20 protein-coding genes are annotated in these 21,658 nt (G+C 73.5%); 11 read left to right on the plus strand and 9 right to left on the minus strand.

The features are described from left to right. Nucleotides 1–10: 10 nt before the first annotated feature. The 3 genes from murC to ACZ6A9_RS12900 form a co-directional block, all read right to left on the minus strand. Entirely contained in the window at nt 11–1,399 is a 1,389-nt protein-coding gene (murC, locus tag ACZ6A9_RS12890) for a UDP-N-acetylmuramate--L-alanine ligase (protein ID WP_468983623.1), read from the minus strand. Between the two features lie 81 nt (nt 1,400–1,480). Beyond that, on the minus strand, nt 1,481–1,954 hold the full coding sequence (locus ACZ6A9_RS12895; protein ID WP_468983625.1) for an indole-3-glycerol phosphate synthase: 474 nt from the start codon (nt 1,952–1,954) through the stop codon (nt 1,481–1,483). Nucleotides 1,955–2,177: 223 nt separating this feature from the next. Continuing rightward, nucleotides 2,178–2,972 (minus strand): pyrimidine reductase family protein, encoded by a 795-nt coding sequence (locus tag ACZ6A9_RS12900; RefSeq protein WP_468983628.1) that lies wholly within the window; start codon nt 2,970–2,972, stop codon nt 2,178–2,180. A 37-nt stretch (nt 2,973–3,009) separates the two neighbouring features. Between ACZ6A9_RS12900 and zapE the strand changes: the two genes are divergently transcribed. The 3 genes from zapE to ACZ6A9_RS12915 all read left to right on the plus strand — a co-directional run bounded on the left by zapE (nt 3,010) and on the right by ACZ6A9_RS12915 (nt 7,710). Further along, nucleotides 3,010–4,113, plus strand: coding sequence for a cell division protein ZapE (zapE, locus tag ACZ6A9_RS12905; RefSeq protein ID WP_468983632.1), 1,104 nt, complete (start codon nt 3,010–3,012; stop codon nt 4,111–4,113). 570 nt (nt 4,114–4,683) lie between these two features. Next, complete coding sequence (locus ACZ6A9_RS12910; RefSeq protein ID WP_468983634.1) at nt 4,684–6,174, plus strand: SulP family inorganic anion transporter; 1,491 nt, start codon at nt 4,684–4,686, stop codon at nt 6,172–6,174. 141 nt (nt 6,175–6,315) lie between these two features. Continuing rightward, nucleotides 6,316–7,710 (plus strand): alkaline phosphatase PhoX, encoded by a 1,395-nt coding sequence (locus tag ACZ6A9_RS12915; RefSeq protein ID WP_468983637.1) that lies wholly within the window; start codon nt 6,316–6,318, stop codon nt 7,708–7,710. A gap of 52 nt (nt 7,711–7,762) precedes the next feature. Here ACZ6A9_RS12915 and ACZ6A9_RS12920 read toward each other — a convergent pair whose 3' ends face one another. Both ACZ6A9_RS12920 and ACZ6A9_RS12925 read right to left on the minus strand, forming a co-directional pair. Continuing rightward, nucleotides 7,763–8,248 (minus strand): SRPBCC family protein, encoded by a 486-nt coding sequence (locus tag ACZ6A9_RS12920; RefSeq protein WP_468983640.1) that lies wholly within the window; start codon nt 8,246–8,248, stop codon nt 7,763–7,765. Continuing rightward, on the minus strand, nt 8,245–8,664 hold the full coding sequence (locus ACZ6A9_RS12925) for an ArsR/SmtB family transcription factor (protein WP_468983644.1): 420 nt from the start codon (nt 8,662–8,664) through the stop codon (nt 8,245–8,247). Before ACZ6A9_RS12925 ends, ACZ6A9_RS12920 begins: the two co-directional genes overlap by 4 nt. A gap of 87 nt (nt 8,665–8,751) precedes the next feature. Between ACZ6A9_RS12925 and ACZ6A9_RS12930 the strand changes: the two genes are divergently transcribed. From ACZ6A9_RS12930 to ACZ6A9_RS12950, 5 genes are all read left to right on the plus strand, one after another. Further along, entirely contained in the window at nt 8,752–10,275 is a 1,524-nt protein-coding gene (locus ACZ6A9_RS12930) for an FAD-dependent oxidoreductase (RefSeq protein ID WP_468983648.1), read from the plus strand. Nucleotides 10,276–10,368: 93 nt separating this feature from the next. Then, nucleotides 10,369–11,211 (plus strand): polysaccharide deacetylase family protein, encoded by an 843-nt coding sequence (locus ACZ6A9_RS12935; protein WP_468983651.1) that lies wholly within the window; start codon nt 10,369–10,371, stop codon nt 11,209–11,211. 18 nt (nt 11,212–11,229) lie between these two features. Continuing rightward, nucleotides 11,230–11,415, plus strand: coding sequence for a hypothetical protein (locus tag ACZ6A9_RS12940; protein ID WP_468983654.1), 186 nt, complete (start codon nt 11,230–11,232; stop codon nt 11,413–11,415). Between the two features lie 34 nt (nt 11,416–11,449). After that, on the plus strand, nt 11,450–12,166 hold the full coding sequence (locus ACZ6A9_RS12945) for a peptidyl-tRNA hydrolase (RefSeq protein WP_468983656.1): 717 nt from the start codon (nt 11,450–11,452) through the stop codon (nt 12,164–12,166). 168 nt (nt 12,167–12,334) lie between these two features. Next, the gene (locus ACZ6A9_RS12950; protein WP_468983661.1) at nt 12,335–14,395 is read left to right on the plus strand and encodes a neutral/alkaline ceramidase; all 2,061 of its coding nucleotides are present in this window, start codon (nt 12,335–12,337) and stop codon (nt 14,393–14,395) included. A gap of 35 nt (nt 14,396–14,430) precedes the next feature. Here ACZ6A9_RS12950 and ACZ6A9_RS12955 read toward each other — a convergent pair whose 3' ends face one another. Both ACZ6A9_RS12955 and ACZ6A9_RS12960 read right to left on the minus strand, forming a co-directional pair. Then, on the minus strand, nt 14,431–15,084 hold the full coding sequence (locus tag ACZ6A9_RS12955) for a DUF7691 family protein (protein WP_468983663.1): 654 nt from the start codon (nt 15,082–15,084) through the stop codon (nt 14,431–14,433). Between the two features lie 70 nt (nt 15,085–15,154). Beyond that, nucleotides 15,155–15,355, minus strand: a complete 201-nt coding sequence (locus tag ACZ6A9_RS12960) for a DUF2191 domain-containing protein (RefSeq protein ID WP_468983665.1) — start codon at nt 15,353–15,355, stop codon at nt 15,155–15,157. Between the two features lie 148 nt (nt 15,356–15,503). Between ACZ6A9_RS12960 and ACZ6A9_RS12965 the strand changes: the two genes are divergently transcribed. From ACZ6A9_RS12965 to ACZ6A9_RS12975, 3 genes are all read left to right on the plus strand, one after another. Further along, complete coding sequence (locus ACZ6A9_RS12965; RefSeq protein ID WP_468983668.1) at nt 15,504–16,025, plus strand: HAD domain-containing protein; 522 nt, start codon at nt 15,504–15,506, stop codon at nt 16,023–16,025. 129 nt (nt 16,026–16,154) lie between these two features. Beyond that, nucleotides 16,155–17,465 (plus strand): MbnB/TglH/ChrH family RiPP precursor modification enzyme, encoded by a 1,311-nt coding sequence (locus tag ACZ6A9_RS12970; protein ID WP_468983671.1) that lies wholly within the window; start codon nt 16,155–16,157, stop codon nt 17,463–17,465. A gap of 203 nt (nt 17,466–17,668) precedes the next feature. Continuing rightward, nucleotides 17,669–19,282, plus strand: a complete 1,614-nt coding sequence (locus ACZ6A9_RS12975; RefSeq protein ID WP_468983673.1) for an alpha/beta hydrolase — start codon at nt 17,669–17,671, stop codon at nt 19,280–19,282. Nucleotides 19,283–19,336: 54 nt separating this feature from the next. Here the strand turns inward: ACZ6A9_RS12975 and hemQ are convergent, their stop codons facing one another. Continuing rightward, complete coding sequence (gene hemQ / locus ACZ6A9_RS12980; RefSeq protein ID WP_468983676.1) at nt 19,337–20,062, minus strand: hydrogen peroxide-dependent heme synthase; 726 nt, start codon at nt 20,060–20,062, stop codon at nt 19,337–19,339. Between the two features lie 5 nt (nt 20,063–20,067). Then, nucleotides 20,068–21,525: a protoporphyrinogen oxidase gene (hemG, locus tag ACZ6A9_RS12985; protein ID WP_468983679.1), complete on the minus strand. Its 1,458-nt coding sequence runs from the start codon at nt 21,523–21,525 to the stop codon at nt 20,068–20,070. Nucleotides 21,526–21,658: the final 133 nt, after the last annotated feature.

Here is a 21,658-nt window from a genome sequence, read left to right on the forward strand (position 1 = left end):
TTCCAGCTCCTTACTTCGGCAGACGGTCCAGGATGCGCGGGCCGAGGTCGGTGACGTCGCCCGCTCCCATGGTGAGAACGAGGTCACCGGGCTTCGCCATTCCCGCGACCAGCCCGGGGACGTCCGCCTGGTCGTGGACGGCCGTCACGTCGGCGCCGGCCGCCCGGGCCGCCTCGATGATCAGCTCGCTGGTGACGCCGGGGATCGGGTCCTCGCGGGCCGGATAGATGTCCAGGACCACGGAGGCGTCGGCCAGGGCCAGCGCCTGGCCCATCTCCTTGCCCAGTTCGCGGGTGCGGGAGAACAGGTGGGGCTGGAAGACGACGAGGATCCGGGCGTCACCGGCGGCGGCCCGCATGGCCTCCAGGTCGGCGGTCATCTCGGTCGGGTGGTGCGCGTAGGAGTCGATGACCTGGACGCCGGCGGCCTCGCCCTTGAGCTGGAGACGCCGCTTCACCCCGGTGTACGCGGCGAGCGCGGGCGCCGTCTCGGCGGCCGGGATGCCGAGCGCGTCGACCGCGGCGAGCGCGGCGACCGCGTTGTGCGCGTAGTGCCTGCCGGGGACCGACACGGTGAAGGTGAGGGGGGCGCCGTCGAACTCGACGGTCACCTCGCTCTTCAGCCCCTGCGGGACGACCGACAGCACCCGCACGTCGGCGTCGGCCGCCTCGCCGTACGTCACGGTCCGCACCGAGCCGTCCAGCCGGCGGGTCAGCTCGCGGGCGCCCTCGTGGTCCGCGGAGATCACCAGCGTGCCGCCGGGCACGATCCGGCCGACGAACGTCCCGAAGGACTCGTGGATCTCCTCCATGGACGCGTAGTTGGCGTGGTGGTCCAGCTCCACGTTGAGGATGATCGCGACCTCGGGGGCGTACTTGTGGAAGCTGCGGTCCGACTCGTCGGCCTCGGCGACGAAGATCTCGCCCGCGCCGTGCAGGGCGTTGGAGCCGGGGGCGTCCAGGTCGCCGCCGATCGCGTACGACGGCTCTCGGCCCAGCTCGGTGAGGGTGACGGCCAGCATGGAGGTGGTGGTGGTCTTGCCGTGGGTGCCGGCCACCGCGATCGGGCGCAGGCCGTCCATCAGGGCGGCGAGGGCGTCGGAGCGGTGCACCACCGGGATGCCCAGCTCGGCCGCCCGGAGCAGCTCGGGGTTGTCCTCGCGGATGGCGGAGGAGACGACCACGCAGCTGGCGTCGTCGGCGAGGTGCCGGGCGGCGTGACCGATGTGCACGGTGGCGCCGAAGCCGCGCAGGGCGTCGGCGGTCGGGGAGTCCTTGGCGTCGCTGCCGGCCACCTTCGCGCCGCGCTGGGCGAGGATCTTGGCGATGCCCGACATCCCGGCGCCGCCGATGCCGATGAAGTGCGGTCGGTCCATGGCGGTAGGAAGGCCGGGTGCCATGCGTGTTCTCCCAGTGGTGCGACGAGCGGGGACGGCGGTCTTCGCGCCCTCGCGGGACAGCTGGGAGAGCGCCGCCCCAGCCTATGCCTTGCTGTGGGAGAAGAGTTTCAGCACCGGCACACCGACCTTGTGCCGGGCCCGGGACGCCCAGTCGCGGTGGAAGAACTCCTCCACGTAGTGCGGGTCGGTCAGCACGATCACCTCGTCCGCCCCGGTCTCCTCCACCATGGCCCTCAGCGCGTCCAGCGGGTGGTCCTCGATGAGCCGCCCGTCCGCCGTGTCGCCGGTGGCGCGCAGGGCCTGGAGGGAGACCGCCAGGGCGCGTTCCCCCATGCCCCTGGCCTCCTCGCCCTCGGGGGTCTCGTGCTCGCGGACGGCCTCGTCGAGTTCGCCGAGCGCGACGTCGTCGATGGCTCTCAGCAGCCGGTCGGCCTGCTCGCCGCGCGGCTGGAGCAGCACGTGGAAGGAGACCGGCTCGTCACCGTGCAAGGTGGTGACGAACTCCACGTCCGCGGACGTCAGGGCCTTCTCGATCATCAGTACGCTGGTGAACACCGTGCGCCCCTTCTCCTCGGAGGGCCGCCGGGCCCTCGTCGCTCCGGGGGCCGAGCCGGGCCCCGGGGAAACCATCCTGCCCCGTGTACGCACGGGTACTGCCGGATTCATCCTCGCCCTGCTCCGCGGGGGGCGTGCGCGCCGGTTCCGCCGATCGCCGGACCGGCGGTCACCGCCGAACGCCTCGCCGGCCCCTCCCGGTCGCTTCCGGGCGGGGACGGTCTCAGCTCCGCCGGTACCGCGTGAACAGGAATCCGTCTTCTTCCAACATCGAGTTCAGCGTGAAACGCCGCGGAAGTGTCACGGTCGGTCCACCGGCTATGCGCTGAGCGTCACCCGCGGTGAGCATCGGGGAGACGGTGAGGCAGAGCTCGTCCAGCACCCCGGCGGCCACCATCTGGCCCAGCAGCCGCGGCCCGCCCTCGGTCAGCAGCCGGGTGTGCCCGAGGTCCGCGAGCGCCCGCACCGCCCGCGCGGGGTCCACCGCGGCGCCCTCCCCGGCGACGACGACCCGCGCGCCGGCCCGCTCGGCTGCGGCGACGCGGTCCGGGGCGGCCCCGGCGCCGGTCAGGAGCAGGGTCGGCAGCAGGGGGGAGGTGAACAGCGGCAGGGAGAAGTCCAGGTCCAGGCTCGCCGTGACCACCGCGATCACGGCCGCCGGGCCCTGCCCGGCCGCTTCCCGGGCCGCGGCGAACTCGGCCCGCGCGCGGGCCGGACGGTAGCCCTCCTGCCGTACCGTCTCCGCGCCGACGACGACCACGTCCGCGAGGGCCCGCAGCACGCCGAAGATCCGCATGTCGGCGGGGCAGGAGATGGGCTGCGAGCGGCCGTCGTGCTGGGCCGCGCCGTCGAGGGTGGACACCATGTTGGCCCGCAGCCACGGCGCGCGCCCGCCGGGCCCCGGCCCGGGGTAGGCGTACGCGGCGGCCAGCTCCGCCAGGCTCCACTCACGGCCGTCCGCCCCGCCGGGAGCTGCTGTTTCGTCGGTCACGTCGGTCACGGGGAACAGGCGTCGCATACCGAGCAGTCTTCCACGGCCCGTAGCATGGGGGACCGTGTCGTCCTCCTCCCCCGCCTCCCGTCCCGGTCCGATAGCCGACGTGGCTCCGCTGTCCCTGTGCGCCCGTGAGCCGCACGTCCCCGCGGACCGGCTCGTCGCCGAGATGGTGCCGCCGCCGCGGTTCGACTCGGTGCGCTTCGGCACCTACATCCCGGACCCGAACCAGCCGAGCCAGACCGAGGCCGTGGGTGTCCTCGAGGGTTTCGCGGCGGGTCTCGGCGCGGCCCCGGCCGGCGAGGCGGGCCGGCGCCGGCTGTTCGGTTTCGGCAGGGCCCCGAAGAAGGCCCCGGCGGGCCCGCGCGGCGTCTACCTCGACGGGGGCTACGGCGTCGGCAAGACGCACCTGCTGGCGTCCCTGTGGCACGCCACCCCGGCGGAGCCCCCGCTGAAGGCGTTCGGCACCTTCGTGGAGCTGACCAACCTGGTCGGCGCCCTCGGCTTCCAGCAGACGGTGAAGACCCTCTCCGGGCACCGGCTGCTGTGCATCGACGAGTTCGAGCTGGACGACCCGGGCGACACCGTGCTCGTCTCCACCCTGCTCGGCAGGCTGGTCGAGGCGGGCGTCGCGCTCGCCGCCACCTCGAACACCCTGCCCGGCAAGCTCGGCGAGGGCCGGTTCGCGGCCGCCGACTTCCTGCGGGAGATCCAGGGCCTGTCGGCCCATTTCCGCGCCCTGCGCATCGACGGCGAGGACTACCGCCACCGCGGCCTGCCCGAGGCTCCGGCGCCGTACCCGGACGAGCTGGTCACCCGGACGGCGCACGCCACCGAGGGCGCCTCACTGGACGCCTTCCCCGACCTGCTGGACCACCTGGCAAAGGTCCACCCCAGCCGCTACGGCGCCCTGACCGACGGCCTGCGCGCGGTATGCCTCACCGGGGTGCGCCCGGTGCCGGACCAGTCGACCGCGCTCCGTCTCGTGGTCCTCGCGGACCGGCTCTACGACCGTGAGGTGCCGGTCCTGGCCTCGGGGCAGCCGTTCGACCAGCTGTTCAGCGAGGAGATGCTGAAGGGCGGCTACCGCAAGAAGTACTTCCGGGCGATCTCGCGGCTCACCGCGCTGGCCCGCGACGCGAAACGGCTCACCGGGACTCCGTAGCACGGGTGTGCGACCCCCGAGCGAATCGCCGTCGATCAGGGCAGCGTTCTCGCCAACGCAGCCGTCTTTTCAGGCACCCTGCGCCACGGGACGCCGAGTTGACCCCGCACATGACTGTGCGGGGTTAACGTGTTTCTTGACCAGTCGTTGACCAAGCTTTGGCCTGTCGAAGAGGCGTGAACCGCCTCGGGAATGGACGTGTTCCGAGGTGGGGCGACCGGGCCGCACCCCGGGCCCTCTCCGTCACCTCGTCAGCGCCTCACGTCTTCGCGTTCCCGGCCGGTCTTCGCAACCGCATACACACCCCGTGAAGCAAGGGCCATGGGTCGGCGCCGTTCCGTCACGAGCGACGGGCCCGGATCCGCCCAGGCCCTCCGTTCCTCACACGCCGGAGGCGCTGCGTCGTCACCCCTCCGGGCGTGGGAGACGCGTCCCCACACGCGCCAGGAGGCAACGCCAGATGCAGCCCCCCGTCGACACCTGCCGCACCTCCGGACAGTCCCCCGGCCTCCCGTCCGACACCGTCCCGCCGGTGCGCGGCGACGCGCCCGGGACGCGGTGAGCGCGCCCGTGCCCAGGTTCCCCCACCTCAGACAGGACTTCGCCGCCTCACTCGTGGTGTTCCTCGTCGCCCTTCCGCTGTGTGTGGGCGTCGCCGTCGCCTCCGGTGTCCCGGCCGAGCTCGGCCTGATCACCGGCATCGTGGGCGGCCTCGTCACCGGCATGCTGCCGGGCAGCAGCCTCCAGGTGTCCGGGCCGGCCGCGGGACTGACCGTGCTGGTCTTCGAGGCGGTCGACACCTACGGACTGCCCGCGCTCGGCGTGATCGTGCTGGCCACCGGAGTGCTCCAGCTCGTCATGGGTGCCCTGGGGCTCGGGCGCTGGTTCCGGGCGATGTCGATCTCGGTGGTCGAGGGCATGCTGGCCGGCATCGGACTGGTCCTCATCGCCGGTCAGCTCTACGCGGCGGCCGGGCTGGAAGCGCCCGAGACCGGCGTCGACAAGGTGCTCGGTCTGCCCGGGGCGGCCGTGGACGCGCTCGGCAGCACCGAGGCGCTCGCCTCGACCGCGGTCGCCGCGGGCACCGTGGCGGTGATGGTGCTGTGGCGCCGGATGCCGCGACCGGCCGGCGCCGTGCCGGGGGCTCTCGCCGCGGTCCTGCTGGCCACGGCCGTCACGCTCGCGTTCGGCGTGCCCGTCGCGACGGTCGAGGTACGGGGCCTGTTCGACTCCGTCCAGCCGCCCGGTGCGGACGCCTTCGGCTCACTGGCGGACATCGGCCTGCTCGGCACCATCCTCGCCTTCGCCCTGATCGCCTCCGCCGAGAGCCTGTTCAGCGCGGCGGCCGTGGACCGGCTGCACACCGGGCCGCCCACCCGGTACAACAAGGAACTGATGGCGCAGGGCGCGGGCAACACGCTCTGCGGGATCCTCGGCGCGCTGCCGATGACCGCGGTCATCGTGCGCAGTTCCGCCAACGTCCGGGCGGGCGCCAGGACGAAGGCGTCCCGGGTGCTGCACGGCCTGTGGCTGCTGCTGTTCGCCGCGCTGCTGCCGTCCGCGCTGGCCCTCATCCCGCTGCCCGCGCTGGCGGGCATCCTGATCCACGCGGGCTGGAAACTGATCCCGCTCCGCGGGCTCGTCACGCTGTGGCGGGGGCACCGGGGGGAGGCGCTGGTCCTGGTGGTCACCGCGGTGTCGATCGTCACGGTGAACATGTTCGAGGGCGTGCTGATCGGTCTCGCCCTGTCCGTGGTCAAGACCGCCTGGGAGGCCTCGCACTCCAGGGTCGAGGTCAGGGACGAGGGAGCGGGACCCGTCCGGGTGTACCTCTCGGGCAACGCGACGTTCCTGCGCCTGCCGAAGATCCTGGACACCCTGGAGTCCCTCCCCCAGGACCGCCCCGTGGAACTGGACCTCACCCGCCTCCACCACCTCGACCACGCCTGCCGCACGGCCCTCGGGCACTGGGCGGAACGCCACAGCACCCCGGACACGCCCCCGGTGAAACTCACCGACCGCGTACCGGAGGAAGGCACCACCGCGTTGGCCGTCCCGTAGGGACGCGGGGGCCGCACCGGCATGCGGTCCCCGCCGCCGCGCCCCGGGGACACGTGCGACACGCGTGGTTCCCGGGATCCGCACCAGGTGATAGACACGGCCGGGTCACAGTTCCTGTCCGCCAGCAGGAAGGTTTCCCGCATGTCCGAAACCGTGCCCACCCCCTCCTCCCCCACGACACGCCGTCACGTCCTCGCCCGCACCGGCGCGGCGGGCATCGCCATCGCCTTCTCCGGTGCCCTCTCGGAGCTCTTCACCGGCACCGCCGTCGCGCGGAACCTCGGCCACGGCGGCTACGGCCCCCTCGTTCCCGACCCCGACGGCCTGCTCGACCTTCCGCGGGGCTTCCGCTACCGGGTCCTCTCCCGTGAGGGCGACCCCCTGCGCTCCGGCGAGGGCCCGGTGCCCTCCAACCACGACGGCATGGCCGCGTTCGCCGGCCGTCACGGCCGTGTCCACCTGGTCCGCAACCACGAGAACCGCGCCACCGGCAGAGCCCCCGTCCCGGTGGTCGAGGGCCTGACCTACGACCCGGAGGGCAAGGGCGGCTGTACGGCGCTGACCCTGGACCACCGCGGCCGCGTCCTGTCCGAACGGGTCGCCATCGCGGGTACGGCCGTCAACTGCGCGGGCGGCCCCACCCCCTGGGACACCTGGCTGACCTGCGAGGAGACCGAGGACAAGGCGGGCACCAACGGCTACAGCAAGGACCACGGCTTCATCTTCGAGGTCGACGGCGCGGACCCGCGCCGCACCGGCGCCGTCCCGCTGACCGCGATGGGCCGCTTCCAGCACGAGGCGATCGCCGTGGACCCCGGGCGGGGGGTGGTGTACGAGACCGAGGACGCCTTCGAACGGCCCTTCGGCCTGTTCTACCGCTTCCTGCCGCGCAAGCCCCTGGGCGGCACCGGCTCACTGCGCGCGGGCGGCCGGCTCCAGGCGATGCGGGTGCCGGGGGTGCCGGACCTGTCCTCGATCCGGGAGACGGGAGCCCGCTTCGACGGCATCGAGTGGGTCGACGTACCGGACCCGCTGGCCGCCGAGACCCCCATCCGTCACCAGGACTTCGGGCCGAGGGGCATCACCCACGCGCAGAAGCTGGAGGGCTGCTACTGGGGCGGCCGTTCGGTCTACTTCGTCTCGTCCTTCGCCCGCAGCGCCGAGGGGTCGGCCGGTGACCACTACGGCCAGATCTGGCGGTACGACCCGGACCGGCGCCGCCTCACCCTGGTGATCGTCTTCGGCCCGGACACCGACGTCCAGCTGCCCGGCGAGTCGCCGGACAACATCTGTCTCGCGCCCACCGGTGGACTGATGGTGTGCGAGGACGGCGGCGGCGCCCAGCACGTCTACGGCGTCACGCGCCGGGGCGAGGTCTACGCGATGGCCCGCAACCGCCAGAACGTGGGCAGCCCCGAGGAGCCGGAGTGGGGCGAGTTCGCCGGGGTCGCCTTCTCCCCGGACGGCGACACGATGTACGTCAACTGCTACGACCCCGGTACGACGTTCGCGGTGACGGGCCCCTGGCGCAGGTAGCCGCGGGCGTGCCGGGGCGCGGGGCGGCGCGCCCCGCGCCCCGGCACGGCGTTCAGCCCGCGAGAACCGCGTCCATCTGGCCGACGGACTGGCTCAGCCCTTCCACCATGCCCATATCGGCCAGCCGCTCCATCTCCTCCCGGGTGTCGAAGACGGAACGCAGCTCCATCCGCGTACCGCCGTCGCGCTCGGTGAGCGTCATCCGTACCGAGGTGGTCGGCATCCCGGGATCGGGTGTGCCGTCCTGACGGGAGAAGCCGTCGGTGAACTCCAGGGCGGTCGGCGGCGTGACCGAGGAGATCCGCCACCAGCCGCCGTACTTCTCGCCCTCCGGGCCGGTCATGTGGTACGTCACGCCGCCGCCCGGTGTCAGATCGTGCTCCTCGACCGTCGCCGGGTAGCTCGGCGGGCCCCACCAGCGCTCGAGCTGCCGCGGGTCGTCCCACAGCCGCCACACCCGCTCCACCGGGGCGGTGAAGTCGGCGACGAGCGTGAGGGTGAGGTGGTCGACGTCCTTGTCCACGTCGGTGACAGTCATCGGTCGGGTCCTTCCGTCGTGTTCTCGTCGGTGGCCGGGGCCACGGGCCCGGTGCCCGCGCCGGTGTCCCCGGCCAGCAGCCCGGACATCCGGTCCACCCGGGCCCGCCAGGCCGACTCCAGTTCGTCGAGTGTTTGACGCGCCCGGCCCACCGCGTCGGGGTCGGTGCGCACCAGCTGCTCCCGTCCGCGTCGCTCCTTGGTGACCAGACCGGCCCGCTCCAGCACCGTGACGTGTTTCTGCACCGCGGCGAAGCTCATCGGGTAGGCCGCGGCCAGACGTGACACGGACAGCTCATCCCGGACGCAGCGACGGAGTATGTCGCGCCGGGTCGCGTCGGCCAGGGCGTGGAACAGCCGGTCCACGGTTTCCGCGGAGGTTTCCGCGGACTCGTCGGCGACCCCATATACAACCATGTGGTTATATGTTACTCCTGCTCCGTCCGTGCCGCACGGGGACGACCCCGGTCACTGAACAGGACGCGGAGGGGTACTCGGTGCCGCATGACGCACAAGCAGCAGACCGGCGACTCGTACTGGCTCCGCACCGCGCAGGACGGGCGGCATCCCGCACTGGCCGACGACCTCGAGGTCGACGTGGCCGTGATCGGCGCGGGCATCGCCGGGTTGTGCACGGCGTGGGAGCTGATCCGGGCGGGCCGCAGCGTCGCGGTGCTGGAGGCCGGCCGGATCGCGGCGGGGGTCACCGGGCACACCTCGGCCAAGGTCACCGCCCAGCACACACTGATCTACGACAAGCTGCGCCGCACCCGCGGCAGCGAGGGCGCGCGGTTGTACGCCCGGTCGCAGTCCGAGGCGATCGAGCACACGGCGGACGTCGTCGCGGAGCTGGGCGTCGACTGCGAGTGGGAGCGGCGCAGCTCGTACACCTTCGTGCGGGACGCCGGCGGGGTGGAGGAGCTGCGCGCGGAGGCGCGGGCCGCGCGGGAGGCGGGGCTGCCGGCCTCGTTCGTGACGGAGACCGGTCTGCCGTTCCCGGTGGCGGGCGCCGTCGAGGTGACGGGGCAGGCCCAGTTCCATCCGCGCAAGTACCTGCTGGCCCTCGCCCGGGACATCGTGGCGCGCGGCGGACGCATCCACGAGGACACCACCGTGATCGGCCTGGAGGAGGGCACGCCGTGCCGGCTGTCGACGTCGACCGGGGCCGCGGTGACGGCCCGCGACGTCGTGGTCGCCACCCACTACCCCGTGTTCGACCGGGCGCTGCTGTTCACCCGTCTCTCGTCGCGCCGCGAGCTGGTCGTCGCCGGGCCCCTCCCGGCGGGCCAGGACCCGGAGGGCATGTACATCACGCAGGAGGAGAACACGCGCTCGGTCCGCACCGCCCCCTACGGCGAGGACGGCGGCCGGCGCCTGCTCGTGGTCACGGGCGAGCACTTCACCCCGGGCACGGGTGACCCCCGGGCCGGGTTCGACCGTCTCTCCGCCTGGGCCCGCGAGCACTTCCCCGGGGTGGAGCTCACGTACTCCTGGGCGACCCAGGACAACGATCCCACCGACACCGTGCCGCTGGTCGGCCCGCTGCACCCGGGCGCGCGGCACACCTACGTGGCCACCGGATTCGGCGGGTGGGGCATGAGCGGCGGCATGATGGCGGGCCTGCTGCTGACCGCGCAGATCACCGGCCGGGAGTGCGAGTGGAGCGGTCTGTACGATCCGCGCCGCCTGGGCTCCGCCGTGCGCGAGGCGCCGTCGTTCCTCAAGCACCAGGCGCAGGTCGCCAAGCACTTCGTCGGCGACCGGCTGCGTCCGTCCCCGCCGGTGGAGGCGCTGCCGCCGGGTGAGGGGGCGGTGGTGCGGGTTGACGGCGGACGCCTCGCCGTCTACCGCGACGACGACGGCGCGCTGCACGCCGTCTCGGCCCGCTGCACCCACCTGGGCTGTCTGGTCGACTTCAACGCCGCGGAGCGCGCCTGGGAGTGCCCGTGCCACGGCTCCCGCTTCGACACGGACGGCAAGGTCGTCCAGGGTCCGGCGACCAAGCCGCTGGAGCAGCGGGACATCTGAGACGCCGGCGGCCGGGCCGCCGACCGGGTGACTCCCGCCGCACCACCGCACGGCCGCCACCATTCCATGTAAATCACCTCATACCTTCATGCGGTGATCACACGTACTCGTCGGGTGGCCGCCCTGTGCGCGATGGCCACCGCACTCACCGCCTGCGCCACCGTCCAGCCCGTCCGGCAGCCGCCCCGGCCCGCTCCCACCGCGTCCACCACCGTCCCCGCGACGCCCACCCTCGCCCCCGGCCCCGCGGGACTGACGCCGGTCTTCGCACACGGTCCGCGCACCGGCGGCAGGACGGTCGCCCTCACCTTCGACGCCGACATGACCGCCGGCCAGGGCCCGAGGGCGGCGGCGGGCGAGCGGTTCGACCACCCGGAGCTCATCACCGCCCTGCGCGCGCTGAAGGTGCCGGCCACGGTGTTCATGACCGGCCGCTGGGCCGAGGAGTACCCGGACCAGGCCCGCTCCATCGGCCGGGACCCGCTCTTCGAGGTCGCCAACCACTCCTACAGCCACCACGCCTTCACCGGTGACTGCTACGGCCTGCCGACCGTCACCGCGGACCGGATGCGGGCGGACGTGGAACGCGCGTACGCGGTGTTCCGCAAGGTGGGCGTGCACGATCCGATGCCGTACTTCCGCTTCCCCGGCGGCTGCTACGACCGCCGGGCGCTCAAGGCGCTGGTCCCGGCCGGTGTCACGGCCGTGCAGTGGGACGTGGTCGGCGGCGACGCGTTCGCCACCGACGCGGACGCGGTCGCCCGGCAGGTGCTGGACGGCGTGCGCCCGGGCTCGGTGGTCGTCCTGCACTGCACCCGCAGCGCGGCCCCGACGACGGAACGGGCGGTACGCGCGATCGTCCCGGAGCTGCGCCGCCAGGGCTACCGCTTCGTGAAGGTCTCCGAGCTCATCGCGTCCGCCGGCGGACGCGGCTGACCGTCCTACGCTGGAACCATGAGCGACACCGACGAGGACTACTGCCTGATCGACATCTCCAGGCCGCCCAGGGCCGACGGGCCGCCGTACGCGGAGTGCGTGCAGTGCCGGGAACCGACGGAGTACCCGGAGTCGTACAAGGGGATCACGCTCTGCCCGGTCTGCGAATGGCGCGAGGCGGAGCGCACGTCCTGCGCGGGCTGACGGCGTCACCGCACGGCTTGGCACACTTGTCCCCGTGAGCACCGACACGCCTTCCGCCGCCGACAGCCCCTTCCGCCCCGACCCCGCCGCCCGCGACCGGGCACCCCAGTTCGTGCTGCCCCTCGTGGTCCGCATCGAACGGGCGGCGCCCCCGGCCCGTACGGACGCCCTGGAGACGGCGGCCCGCGCGGTCCTGGTGATGCTGTCCGACGAGCGCTCGGCGGGCGAGGGCGAGTGGGCGGGCGCGGTGCGCGATTGGCAGGACGGCCGCATCCGCAAGGTGGTGCGCCGGGCGCGCGGCGCGGAGTGGCGCCGCGCGGAGGCGCTCCCCGGCATCACGGTCACCGGCAAGTCCGCCGAGGTCCGCGTCTTCCCGCCGGTCCCCCTGGACGGCTGGCCCAAGGACCTGGCGCGCCTCCAGGTCTCCGGCACCGACCTGGAGGACCCCGATCCGGTCGCCGCCGCGGACCCCGGGACCGCCGTCCTCTGGCTCAACCCCGGCCTCGACATGTCGGCCGGCAAGGCGATGGCGCAGGCGGGCCACGGCGCGCAGCTGGCCTGGCTGGCCCTCTCCCCCGAGGCCCGCGCCGGCTGGCACGCCACCGGCTTCCCCCTCGCCGTGCGCACCGCCTCCCCGTCCCGCTGGCCCGCCCTGACCACGGCCGGCCTTCCCACGGTCCGCGACGCCGGTTTCACGGAGATCGCCCCCGGCTCGTGCACGGTGGTGGCGGACCACCCGGCGCTGCGCTGACGTGACGGGACCGGGCGGACTCGGGCCGCCCCGGTTCCCCGTTTGCAGGACCTGCCCGCACACATCTTGCCGTGCTCATGACGGGCGGTGTACCAATGGGAGCGCGGAACTTGAATGTTGTTCAGGTTTCGCGCCGCCGGGGGGCCGAGCGAGCCGGAGGAGCAGCGGATGTCCGCGGAACGTCGTCCCATGCGCAGCAGCCGTCGTACCGTCCTGCGGGCGGGCGCCCTCACCGGCCTGGGGCTGGCGGGTGCGCGGCTTGCGGTCCCGGGCCCCGCCGCAGCCGCCGCCGCCGACGGTTTCCTCGTCGGCCGGGGGCTGGCCGACGCCACCGGTGAGGTGGCCGAGGTGGGGCTGATGGGCTACGGCCGGTTCGATCAGCAGGCCGCCGGGCTGCACACCCGGCTGCGGGCGCGGGCGTTCGTCGTGGCCGACCGGGCGAGCGGGCGGCGGGTCATGCTGATCGTCGCGGACTCACCGATGATCTTCCACAGCGTGCACCAGGCGGTGCTGCGCCGGCTCGCCGAGGCGTACGGCGGTCTCTACACCGAGCAGAACGTGCTCGTCACCGCCACCCACACCCACGCCGGCCCCGGCGGCTACTCGCACCACCTGCTGTACAACACGACCACGTTCGGGTTCCACCGCTCGACCTTCGAGGCAGTGGCGGACGGACTCTTCGAGGCCGCGCAGCGGGCCCACGACGACCTGGCTCCGTCCGAACTCGTGCTCAGTCACGGCACGTTGACCGGCGCCAGCGTCAACCGCTCGCGTTCCGCCTTCGACCGCAACCCGAAGACCGACCGCGACCACTTCCCGGACGCCGTCGACACGCACACCACCCTGCTCCGCGTGGAGCGGGCCGGGCGGGCGGTGGGGGCCGTCAACTGGTTCCCGGTGCACAGCACCAGCATGTCCGGGGACAACCGGCTCGTCAGCGCGGACAACAAGGGCTACGCGGCCTACCACTGGGAGCGTGAGGTCCACGACGTGGACTATCTGGCCGACGGCTCCCCCGCGTTCGTCTCCGCCTTCGCCCAGACGAACAGCGGCGACATGTCACCCAACCTGGACCTGCGACCGCCCACGACACCCGAGGACTTCGCGCACACCCGCGCGAGCGGACTGCGGCAGTACGAGGCCGCCGCCGCCCAACTGCTGGAGCCAGGCGTCCGGTTGTCCGGCCCGGTCGATTCCCGGCTGGTGTACGTGGACCTCTCCGACGTCACCGTGCGCCCGGAGTTCACCGGTGACGGACGGACCCACCGCACGTCCAAGCCCTGCGTCGGTGCCTCCATGGCGGCCGGCAGCCTGGAGGACGGGCCGGCCTTCCCCGGCTTCGAAGAGGGGGAGAACCCCTTCTGGGACGCCATCTCCGACTCCGTGATCTACACGGTCTCACCGGAGTTGAAGCAGGCGCAGGCGCCCAAGGACGTCTTCGTGCCCATCGGGGAGATGAACCGCGTCTACCCGTGGGTGCAGGAGCGGGTGCCGGTGATGCTGGTCCGCATCGGCGCCCTGTACCTCATCGGCATCCCGGGCGAGGTGACCGTCTGCGCGGGTCTGCGGCTGCGGCGCACGGTCGCCGAGATCACGGGCGCGGACCTCGACGACGTACTGGTCGCCGGGTACGCCAACTCCTACTTCCACTACGTCACCACTCCCGAGGAGTACGACGCTCAGCAGTACGAGGGCGGCAGCACCCTCTTCGGCCGCTGGCAGCTCCCGGCGCTCCAGCAGACCGCGGCCGCGCTGGCCACCTCGCTGCGCGACGGCACGGAGCTGCCGCTCGGCCCGAAGGCGCCGGACCTGTCCGGCAAGGCGCTCTCCCTGCAACCGGGTGTGGTGCTGGACGCGCCGCCGCTGCTGCGGAAGTTCGGGGACGTGCTGGTGCCGCCGCGGGAGAACTACCGCGCCGGCGGGCGGGCGGAGACCGTGTTCGCGGGCGCGCACCCGGGCAACGACCTGCACCGCGGGGACACCTACCTGGAGATCCAGCGCCGGGACTCCGGCGGCGCCTGGCGCACCGTCGCCGACGACGGCGACTGGCCGACCCGCTTCCACTGGAAGCGCGACGGAGTCGCCGCCTCCAAGGTCACCATCACCTGGGACATTCCCCAGGGCACACCCCCGGGTACCTACCGCATCGTCTACCACGGCGACGCGAGGAGCCTCGTCGGCACGGTCACCCCGTTCACGGGCACGTCACCGGCGTTCACGGTGCGCTGAACCCGCGAGCCCCGCGCACCGGCAGCGGCAGCGACTCAACCGGTGATGGAGAAGAAGATCGTGTCCTGGGTGTACCAGTCGATCTTCTCCGTCGCGTACTCCCACTCCTCGTGCTCGCACTCGAGCTTCTCGATGATCTCCCGGAGGTCGTAGGCGAGGTTCTCGTCCATGCGGTCGACCACCTCGCGGTAGGCGTCGACAGCGGGTTTCACCTTGGCCAGCGGGAACATGCCGATGTGCGGGCCGTCCACGGGGTAGGGGATGGGGAAGGGTATCTCCGCCGGCGGACCCGAGAACAGGTGCTCGTGCAGCAGGAGTTCCCCGCTCACGCCGAGGCGGCGCAGTTCGTCGTCGAGCAGGGAGAAGAAGGTGGAGGGCTTCGAGTACACGCCCAGGTCGCTGGGGTCGGACGCGTTGCGGTCGATGAGGTGCTGGAGGGCTTGGTAGTAGGCGGAGGCCGCGGACTCCGCGGTCGAACTCGCGTGACCGGCCAGGAGATGGTCGAGCGCCTCGGGGACCGTCAGCCCCCAGTCGATGCCCTGGTCGTCGAGGCGCTGCTGACTCCTGCGCGCCATGTCACGCGCCGCGTCGACGACGCGCCGCTGGTCGGAGGTGAGCTTCCCGGCGGCTCCGAGCAACGCCACGACGTCGGCCTTGTCGGCCGTGCTGTACGAAATGATCCGGCTCATGATCACCATCGTGCCAGCAGGCACTGACAACAGGCCCGCAGCACACCGGTGTTGCGTCGGCGCCGCGGTCTCAGCCCTGGGGTTCCTGCGGCTTGGCGTCGACCTCGCGCAGGTTCCGGTCCGTGAGTCCGGTACGGGCCTCCGTGCGGTGGCCACGGGCGACGTAGTCCCGCACGACCGCCTCGATCGCGTCCTGCGGCGAGCCGATCCCCGCGAGGACCATCACCTCCACCACGAGTTCCGCGTCCAGACCGATATTGACCTTCGCCACCGCATCCGCCCCTTCACCGTGCCTCGCCCGTACTGTACGTCTCCCCCCGCGTTCCGTCCCGCACGAGGGCGAACCGCACCGCTGCCCCGTACCCCGCCGCGGAGAAACCCGCGGGCACACCCGCGGTCGCCCCCGTAGGCTTCCCGGCGTGAGCCGACCCCTGCTGTACCTCGACGTGGACGGCCCGCTCAATCCGTACGCGGCCAAGCCGCAACGACGGCCCGCCGGATACCTCACCATCAGGGTGCCCGTGGAGCGGGAGTCGCTGTCGTCGCGCCGGCGGCCCCTGCGGGTCTGGCTCAACCCGGACCACGGCCCGGCGCTCCTCGGACTCGGCTACGAGCTGTGCTGGGCCACGACCTGGATGGACGAGGCCAACCGGTGGATTGGCCCCCGCCTCGGGCTGCCCGTGCTGCCCTTCGTCGACTTCGGTGAGGCCCTGTCCCGGGAGCGGCCCGACGGTGTCCACTGGAAGACGGGTCCGCTGGTCGATCACGCCGGCGGGCGGCCCTTCGCCTGGGTCGACGACGAGCAGAGCGGGCTGGACGGGACGTACGTGGCGCGGCACCATCGCGGGCCGGGGCTGTTGCATCACGTGGATCCGCGGGTCGGGCTCCGGGAGGACGACTTCCGGGTGCTGGGCCAGTTCGCCCGCTCGGGGCGTCCGTAAGCTCAAATGTTGCTCTGAAGACGGGTCCCGCGAGGTTCGGGGGCGGGCCCCGGGGCCATATCCCCCTCACGTCCCGGCCGGGGCGTTCGGGGACCGGGGGCGAGTGCCGGGTGCAGGAGGGGGCGGGGGATGGGTGTGAGGCTGGGGACCGGGATCGGGTGGCGGCCGGAGATCGCCGACGCGGTGGAGCGGATGCCGGGGATCGACTGGGTCGAAGTCGTCGCCGAGAACGTCTGCCCCGGTCATCTGCCCGAGTCGCTGCTGCGGCTGCGGGAGCGCGGGGTGACGGTCGTGCCGCACGGGGTCTCCCTGGGACTCGGTGGGGCCGGGCGGCCCGACGAGGGACGGCTGGCCGCCCTCGCCGAGCGGGCCGACGCACTGCGCTCCCCGCTCGTCACCGAGCACATCGCGTTCGTGCGGGCCGGCGGGACGCTGACCGCCTCCCCGTCGATCGAGGCCGGGCACCTGCTGCCCGTGCCGCGCACCCGTGACGCCCTGGACGTGCTCTGCGAGAACGTCCGGATCGCCCAGGACGCGCTGCCCGTACCGCTCGCCGTGGAGAACATCGCCGCGCTGGTCTCCTGGCCCGGCGAGGAGATGACCGAGGGGCAGTTCCTGTACGAGCTGGCCGACCGCACCGGCGTACGACTCCTCATCGACGTCGCCAATCTGCACACCAACCACGTCAACCGGGGCGAGGACCCGGCCGAGGCGCTCGCCGAACTCCCCCTGGAAGCCATCGCGTACGTCCATGTCGCGGGCGGATTCGAGCGGGACGGCGTGTGGCACGACAGTCACGCGCACCCCGTCCCGCAGCCGGTGCTGGACGTCCTCGCCGACCTCGCCTCCCGTGTCTGGCCGCCCGGTGTCCTGCTGGAGCGGGACGAGAACTTCCCCGAAGCGGCGGAGATGGAGAGGGAGTTGACCGCGATCCGGGACGCGGTCGCGAAGGGGGCGGCGAACCGGGAGGCGGCCGCGGCCGCACCTGCCGGTGCCCGGCCCCCGTCGCGGCAGGGCCCGGTCGACGCGGCGCGGCAGCGGCTCGCCCTCGCGCAGACCGCCGTGCTGTCCGCGCTGGTCGCCGGGATGCCCGTGCCGGAGGGGTTCGACCGGGGGCGGATGGCGGTGCAGGCGCGGGCGCTCGCCGCCAAGCGGGCCGACGTCGTCGCCAAGGTCGCGCCCGAACTGCCGGTGATCCTCGGGGACGGCTACCGGCCCGCCTTCCTCGCGTACGCGCAGGCGCGGCCGATGACCGGCGGCTACCGGCGGGACGCGATGGACTTCGTCGAGGAACTGCTCCTCGCCCGCCGGGCGCAGGACGCGCGGGTGCGGCGCGAGCTGCGGGAGTGGTGGCTGGAGCGGTCGGGGCCCAGGCCCCGGTCGGGCAGGCCGGCGGTGCGGCTGGCGCGGGCCACGCGACGGGTGTTGCTGCGGCACTGACCGGCCCGGCGCCACGCGCACCCGAGCGGAACGCCGCTGATCCTGGCACTGGGCTGCCTGGCCACCGCCCGGTTCGAGGTCCTTCGCGCACCGCGAGCCGCGCCAGGGGCGCTGACGACACACCCCGGCGAGGGGTGCTTGCCTCGCACCACCATCGACCGAACCATCCCTTTTGTCGCTGTTGTGCACCGAAGGGATCGCCGATGAGAACCGCCGCCGTCCATGTGGCCGCCGGGTCCATGCTCCTCACCGCCCTGGCCGCCGCCCCGGCCGGCGCCGGAACGTCCGCCGCACCCCACGCGGCCGAGCTGCGCGGCACCGCCGTGGCCGCCGCCCGCGCCGCCGACCGGGGCATCGACTTCGGCGCCTGCCCCGCCGCGCAGCAGCTCCCGGACACCGTCCGGTGCGGCACGGTCCGCGTCCCGCTCGACTACGCCCGCCCGGACGGCACCCAGATCGAACTCACCGTCAGCCGTGCCCGGGCCACCGGCACGGACCCGGACGACGGCAGGAGCGCGGTGCCCCGGCAGGGCTCCCTGGTCCACAACCCGGGCGGGCCGGGCGCCGGCGGCATGTACTTCCCGATGATGGGCGCGCTCCCCGAGTGGAAGCGCATCGCCGCGGCCTACGACCTCGTCGGCTACGCCCCACGCGGAGTGGGCCGCTCGGCCCCGCTGTCCTGCACGGACCCGGAGACGTTCCACAAGGCCCCCTCCGACGCCCCGGTCCACCCCACGGCCGCGCACAAGCGCGAGCGGATCGAGCGGGCGAAGGCGTACGCGCGCGGCTGCGCCGAGCGGGCCGGGGCCTCCCTGCGCCACTACCACTCGCTCAACAACGCCCGCGACCTGGACGTCCTGCGCGCCGCCCTCGGCGAGACGCGGCTGACGTTCCTGGGCTCGTCGTACGGCACGTACTTCGGGGCGCTGTACGCCACGATGTTCCCCGCGCACGTGCGGCGGATGGTGTTCGACGCGGCGGTGAACCCGGACCCGCAGCGGGTCTGGTACCGCAACAACCTCGACCAGTCGGCGGCGTTCGAGGACCGCTGGGCGGACTTCCGTGCGTGGGTGGCCCGCCACCACGACGTGTACGGACTCGGCGCCGGCCCGCGCGAGGTGCAGGCGAGTTACGAGAAGGCGAGGACCAGGCTGGCCAAGCGGCCGGCGGGCGGCAGGGTCGGCCCGGAGCAGTTGCAGGCGACGCTGTTGCAGGCCACGTACTACGACGACCTCTGGCCGCACCGGGCGCGGGCCCTGTCGGCGTACCTCAAGGGCGACGACGCCCCGCTGGTCGAACAGGCCCAGGCCTATCCGGAGGCGGCAGCGGAGGCGGAGAACGCGCGGGCGGTGTACCTCGCCGTGGAGTGCAACGACGCGCCCTGGCCGGCCGACTGGGCGGTGTGGGACCGGGACAACACCCGGCTCGCGCGCCGGGCGCCCTTCGAGACGTGGGCCAACGTGTGGACCAATCTGCCCTGCGCCTACTGGAAGGCGCCCCGGCAGCGGCCGCTGGACGTGCGCGCGGGGCGCGGCGCACTGCCGTCCACGCTGATCCTGGCGGCCGAGCGGGACGCGGCCGCCCCCTACGCCGGTGCCCTGGAACTGCACCGGCGGCTGGCGGGGTCGACGCTGGTGACCGAGCGGGACGCCGGCAGCCACGGCATCGCGGGCGGCCCCAACACCTGTGTGAACGGGCACCTGGAGGCGTACCTCCTGAAGGGCCGTGTTCCGGGACGGCGCGCGTCCTGCGCACCGCACCCGGAGCCGAAGGCGGGTCCGCGGACCCGGCCGGTGGAGCGGCCGGGTCCGCGCTAGAGGCGTCCCGCCGGACCGGCATCGGGGACCCGCCCGCCGGGCGGGTCCCGGTGGTCAGGCCAGGCCGGCGACCAGTTCCGCGACGTCCTTGCGGCGGCCCGTGTAGAACGGGACCTCCTCACGGACGTGCATCCGTGCCTCCGAGCCGCGCAGGTGGCGCATCAGGTCGACGATGCGGTCGAGCTCGTCGGCCTCGAAGGCGAGGATCCACTCGTAGTCGCCGAGCGAGAACGAGGCGACGGTGTTGGCGCGCACGTCGGGGTAGCCGCGGGCCATCTTGCCGTGGTCGGCGAGCATGCGCCGGCGGTCCTCGTCGGGCAGCAGGTACCAGTCGTAGGAGCGCACGAAGGGGTAGACGCTCACGTAGTCGCGGGGCGTCTCGTCGGCGAGGAACGCCGGGATGTGCGAGCGGTTGAACTCGGCGGGGCGGTGCAGCGCCATGTTCGACCAGACCGGCACCAGCGCGCGGCCGAGCCGGGTGCGGCGGAAGAGGTTGTACGCCTCCTGGAGCTGGTCGGCGGTCTCCGCGTGCCACCAGATCATGACGTCGGCGTCCGCGCGCAGCCCCGACACGTCGTAGGTGCCGCGGATCGTGACGTCCTTGGCGGTGAGCTGGTCGAACAGCTCCTGGACCTCCTCGGCGTACCCGGCGCGGTCCTCGGGCAGCACGTCCTTCAGCTTGAACACCGACCAGAGGGTGTAGCGGATGACCTCGTTGAGGTCCTTGGCCAGCTTGCCCTTGTTGGGGATGCGGTCGGGGGTGGTGGCGTCGTCACTCATGTGCCTTATTCTCCTGCTCCGCCGTGGAGGCTTTGCACCGGGTCGGCGGTGAGTTCCTGCACACCGTGCAGGTCACCGTGGATCTGGTCGGCGGCGGCGTACGCGCTCGCGATGCACGCGGGGATGCCGACACCGTCGTAGGCCGCGCCGCACACGGCGAGCCCGGCGAGGCCCGCGAGGTGCGCGCGGACCCGCGTCACCCGCGCCTGGTGGCCGACGGGGTACTGGGGCAGGCCGTCCGGCCAGCGGGTCACCCGGCCCGCGACCGGGGCGGCGGTGAGGCCGGTGGCGGCCTTCAGGTCGTGCCGGGAGACCGCCACGAGGTCGGCGTCGTCACGGCCGAGGATCTCCGTCTCGCCGTGGCGGCCCACCGAGGTGCGCAGCACGACGAGGTCCGGGTTCTCCGCGTCGATCCAGCCCCATTTGCGGGAGGCGAAGGTGGACGCCTTGATGGTGTGCCCGTCGACGGGCGGCACGAGGAAGCCGCTGCCCTCGGGCAGATCCGTCTCCGCTCGGCGGTAGGCGAGGGTGATCAGCGCCATGGAGGCGTACTCCACACCGGCGAGTTCGGCGGCGGCTCCGGGTGCCTCGGCCCGCAGCAGGGCGGCGGCGGCCGGCGCGGGCACGGCGACGACGACCGCGTCGGCCCGCAGCACCCGCTCGCCGGCGACGACCCGCCAGCCGTCCTCGGGGTCCCGGCGCAGGTCGGTGACGGGCGTACCGGTCAGGATCTCGGCGCCGCGGGCCCGCACGGACTCGGCGACGGCGAGCGGAAGGGTGCCCACGCCGCCGGCGATGCCCATGAACACCGGGCCGGTCAGCCCGGCCGCGGCGGCCTTCGCCTGGATCTCCCGGACGCCCTCGGTCAGGGAGGTGTGGGTGCGGGCGGCCTCGAAGAGCTGCGGGACCGCCGCGCGCATCGAGATGCGGTACGCGTCGCCCGCGTACACGCCGCCGAGCAGGGGCTCCACGAGACGGTCGACGACCTCGCGGCCCAGGCGCCGCGCCACGTACTCGCCGATCGCCACGTCCTCGCCGACCTCGGTGCGGGGCAGGTCGGCGTCCCGTTCGATCCGGGCGAGCCCTTCGTCGGACAGCACGCCGGCGAGGGCGGCGGAGGTGCCGGGCACGCCCATGACGTGCCCCTTGGGCATGGGGCGCAGGGCGCCGCGGGTCCACAGGGCGGCGGAGGCGGTGGCCGGCGGCTGGAGCCGGTCGGCGAGGCCCACCTCGCGGGCGAGGCCGACCGCCTCGGGGCGGCGGGCCAGCAGTGACTCCGCGCCGAGGTCGACGCGGGCGCCCGCGATCTCGCCGGGCAGCAGCTTGCCGCCGACCCGGTCCGATGCCTCCAGGACGGTGACCCGCGCGCCGCGCTCCAGCAGCCGGTGCGCGGCGGCCAGTCCGGCGATCCCGGCTCCGACGACGACGACCCGCGGCCCGTCGCCCGTGTGTGCTCCGCTCATGCCTCCACCTTCTCAGACGGCGCCCGCGCTCCCACCAGGGCCATGTGGCCCTGCCGAGTCCCTACCGTGACCGCTTCGGAACCGTCCGGCGCCAACGTTTCGCCCCCTCACGGCGTCGAAGGAACGTCAGTCA

Source organism: Streptomyces sp. NPDC041124, assembly GCF_055592385.1.

Bases quoted from the DNA above. Each gene is read 5' to 3' on its own strand.
- ACZ6A9_RS12975 (WP_468983673.1), top strand. From the start codon at position 17,669: ATGAGAACCGCCGCCGTCCATGTGGCCGCCGGGTCCATGCTCCTCACC.
- ACZ6A9_RS12930 (WP_468983648.1), top strand. From the start codon at position 8,752: ATGACGCACAAGCAGCAGACCGGCGACTCGTACTGGCTCCGCACCGCG.
- ACZ6A9_RS12970 (WP_468983671.1), top strand. From the start codon at position 16,155: ATGGGTGTGAGGCTGGGGACCGGGATCGGGTGGCGGCCGGAGATCGCC.
- hemG (WP_468983679.1), bottom strand. From the start codon at position 21,525: ATGAGCGGAGCACACACGGGCGACGGGCCGCGGGTCGTCGTCGTCGGA.
- ACZ6A9_RS12925 (WP_468983644.1), bottom strand. From the start codon at position 8,664: ATGGTTGTATATGGGGTCGCCGACGAGTCCGCGGAAACCTCCGCGGAA.
- ACZ6A9_RS12920 (WP_468983640.1), bottom strand. From the start codon at position 8,248: ATGACTGTCACCGACGTGGACAAGGACGTCGACCACCTCACCCTCACG.
- ACZ6A9_RS12955 (WP_468983663.1), bottom strand. From the start codon at position 15,084: ATGAGCCGGATCATTTCGTACAGCACGGCCGACAAGGCCGACGTCGTG.
- ACZ6A9_RS12940 (WP_468983654.1), top strand. From the start codon at position 11,230: ATGAGCGACACCGACGAGGACTACTGCCTGATCGACATCTCCAGGCCG.
- ACZ6A9_RS12915 (WP_468983637.1), top strand. From the start codon at position 6,316: ATGTCCGAAACCGTGCCCACCCCCTCCTCCCCCACGACACGCCGTCAC.
- ACZ6A9_RS12900 (WP_468983628.1), bottom strand. From the start codon at position 2,972: ATGCGACGCCTGTTCCCCGTGACCGACGTGACCGACGAAACAGCAGCT.
- ACZ6A9_RS12950 (WP_468983661.1), top strand. From the start codon at position 12,335: ATGTCCGCGGAACGTCGTCCCATGCGCAGCAGCCGTCGTACCGTCCTG.
- murC (WP_468983623.1), bottom strand. From the start codon at position 1,399: ATGGCACCCGGCCTTCCTACCGCCATGGACCGACCGCACTTCATCGGC.
- hemQ (WP_468983676.1), bottom strand. From the start codon at position 20,062: ATGAGTGACGACGCCACCACCCCCGACCGCATCCCCAACAAGGGCAAG.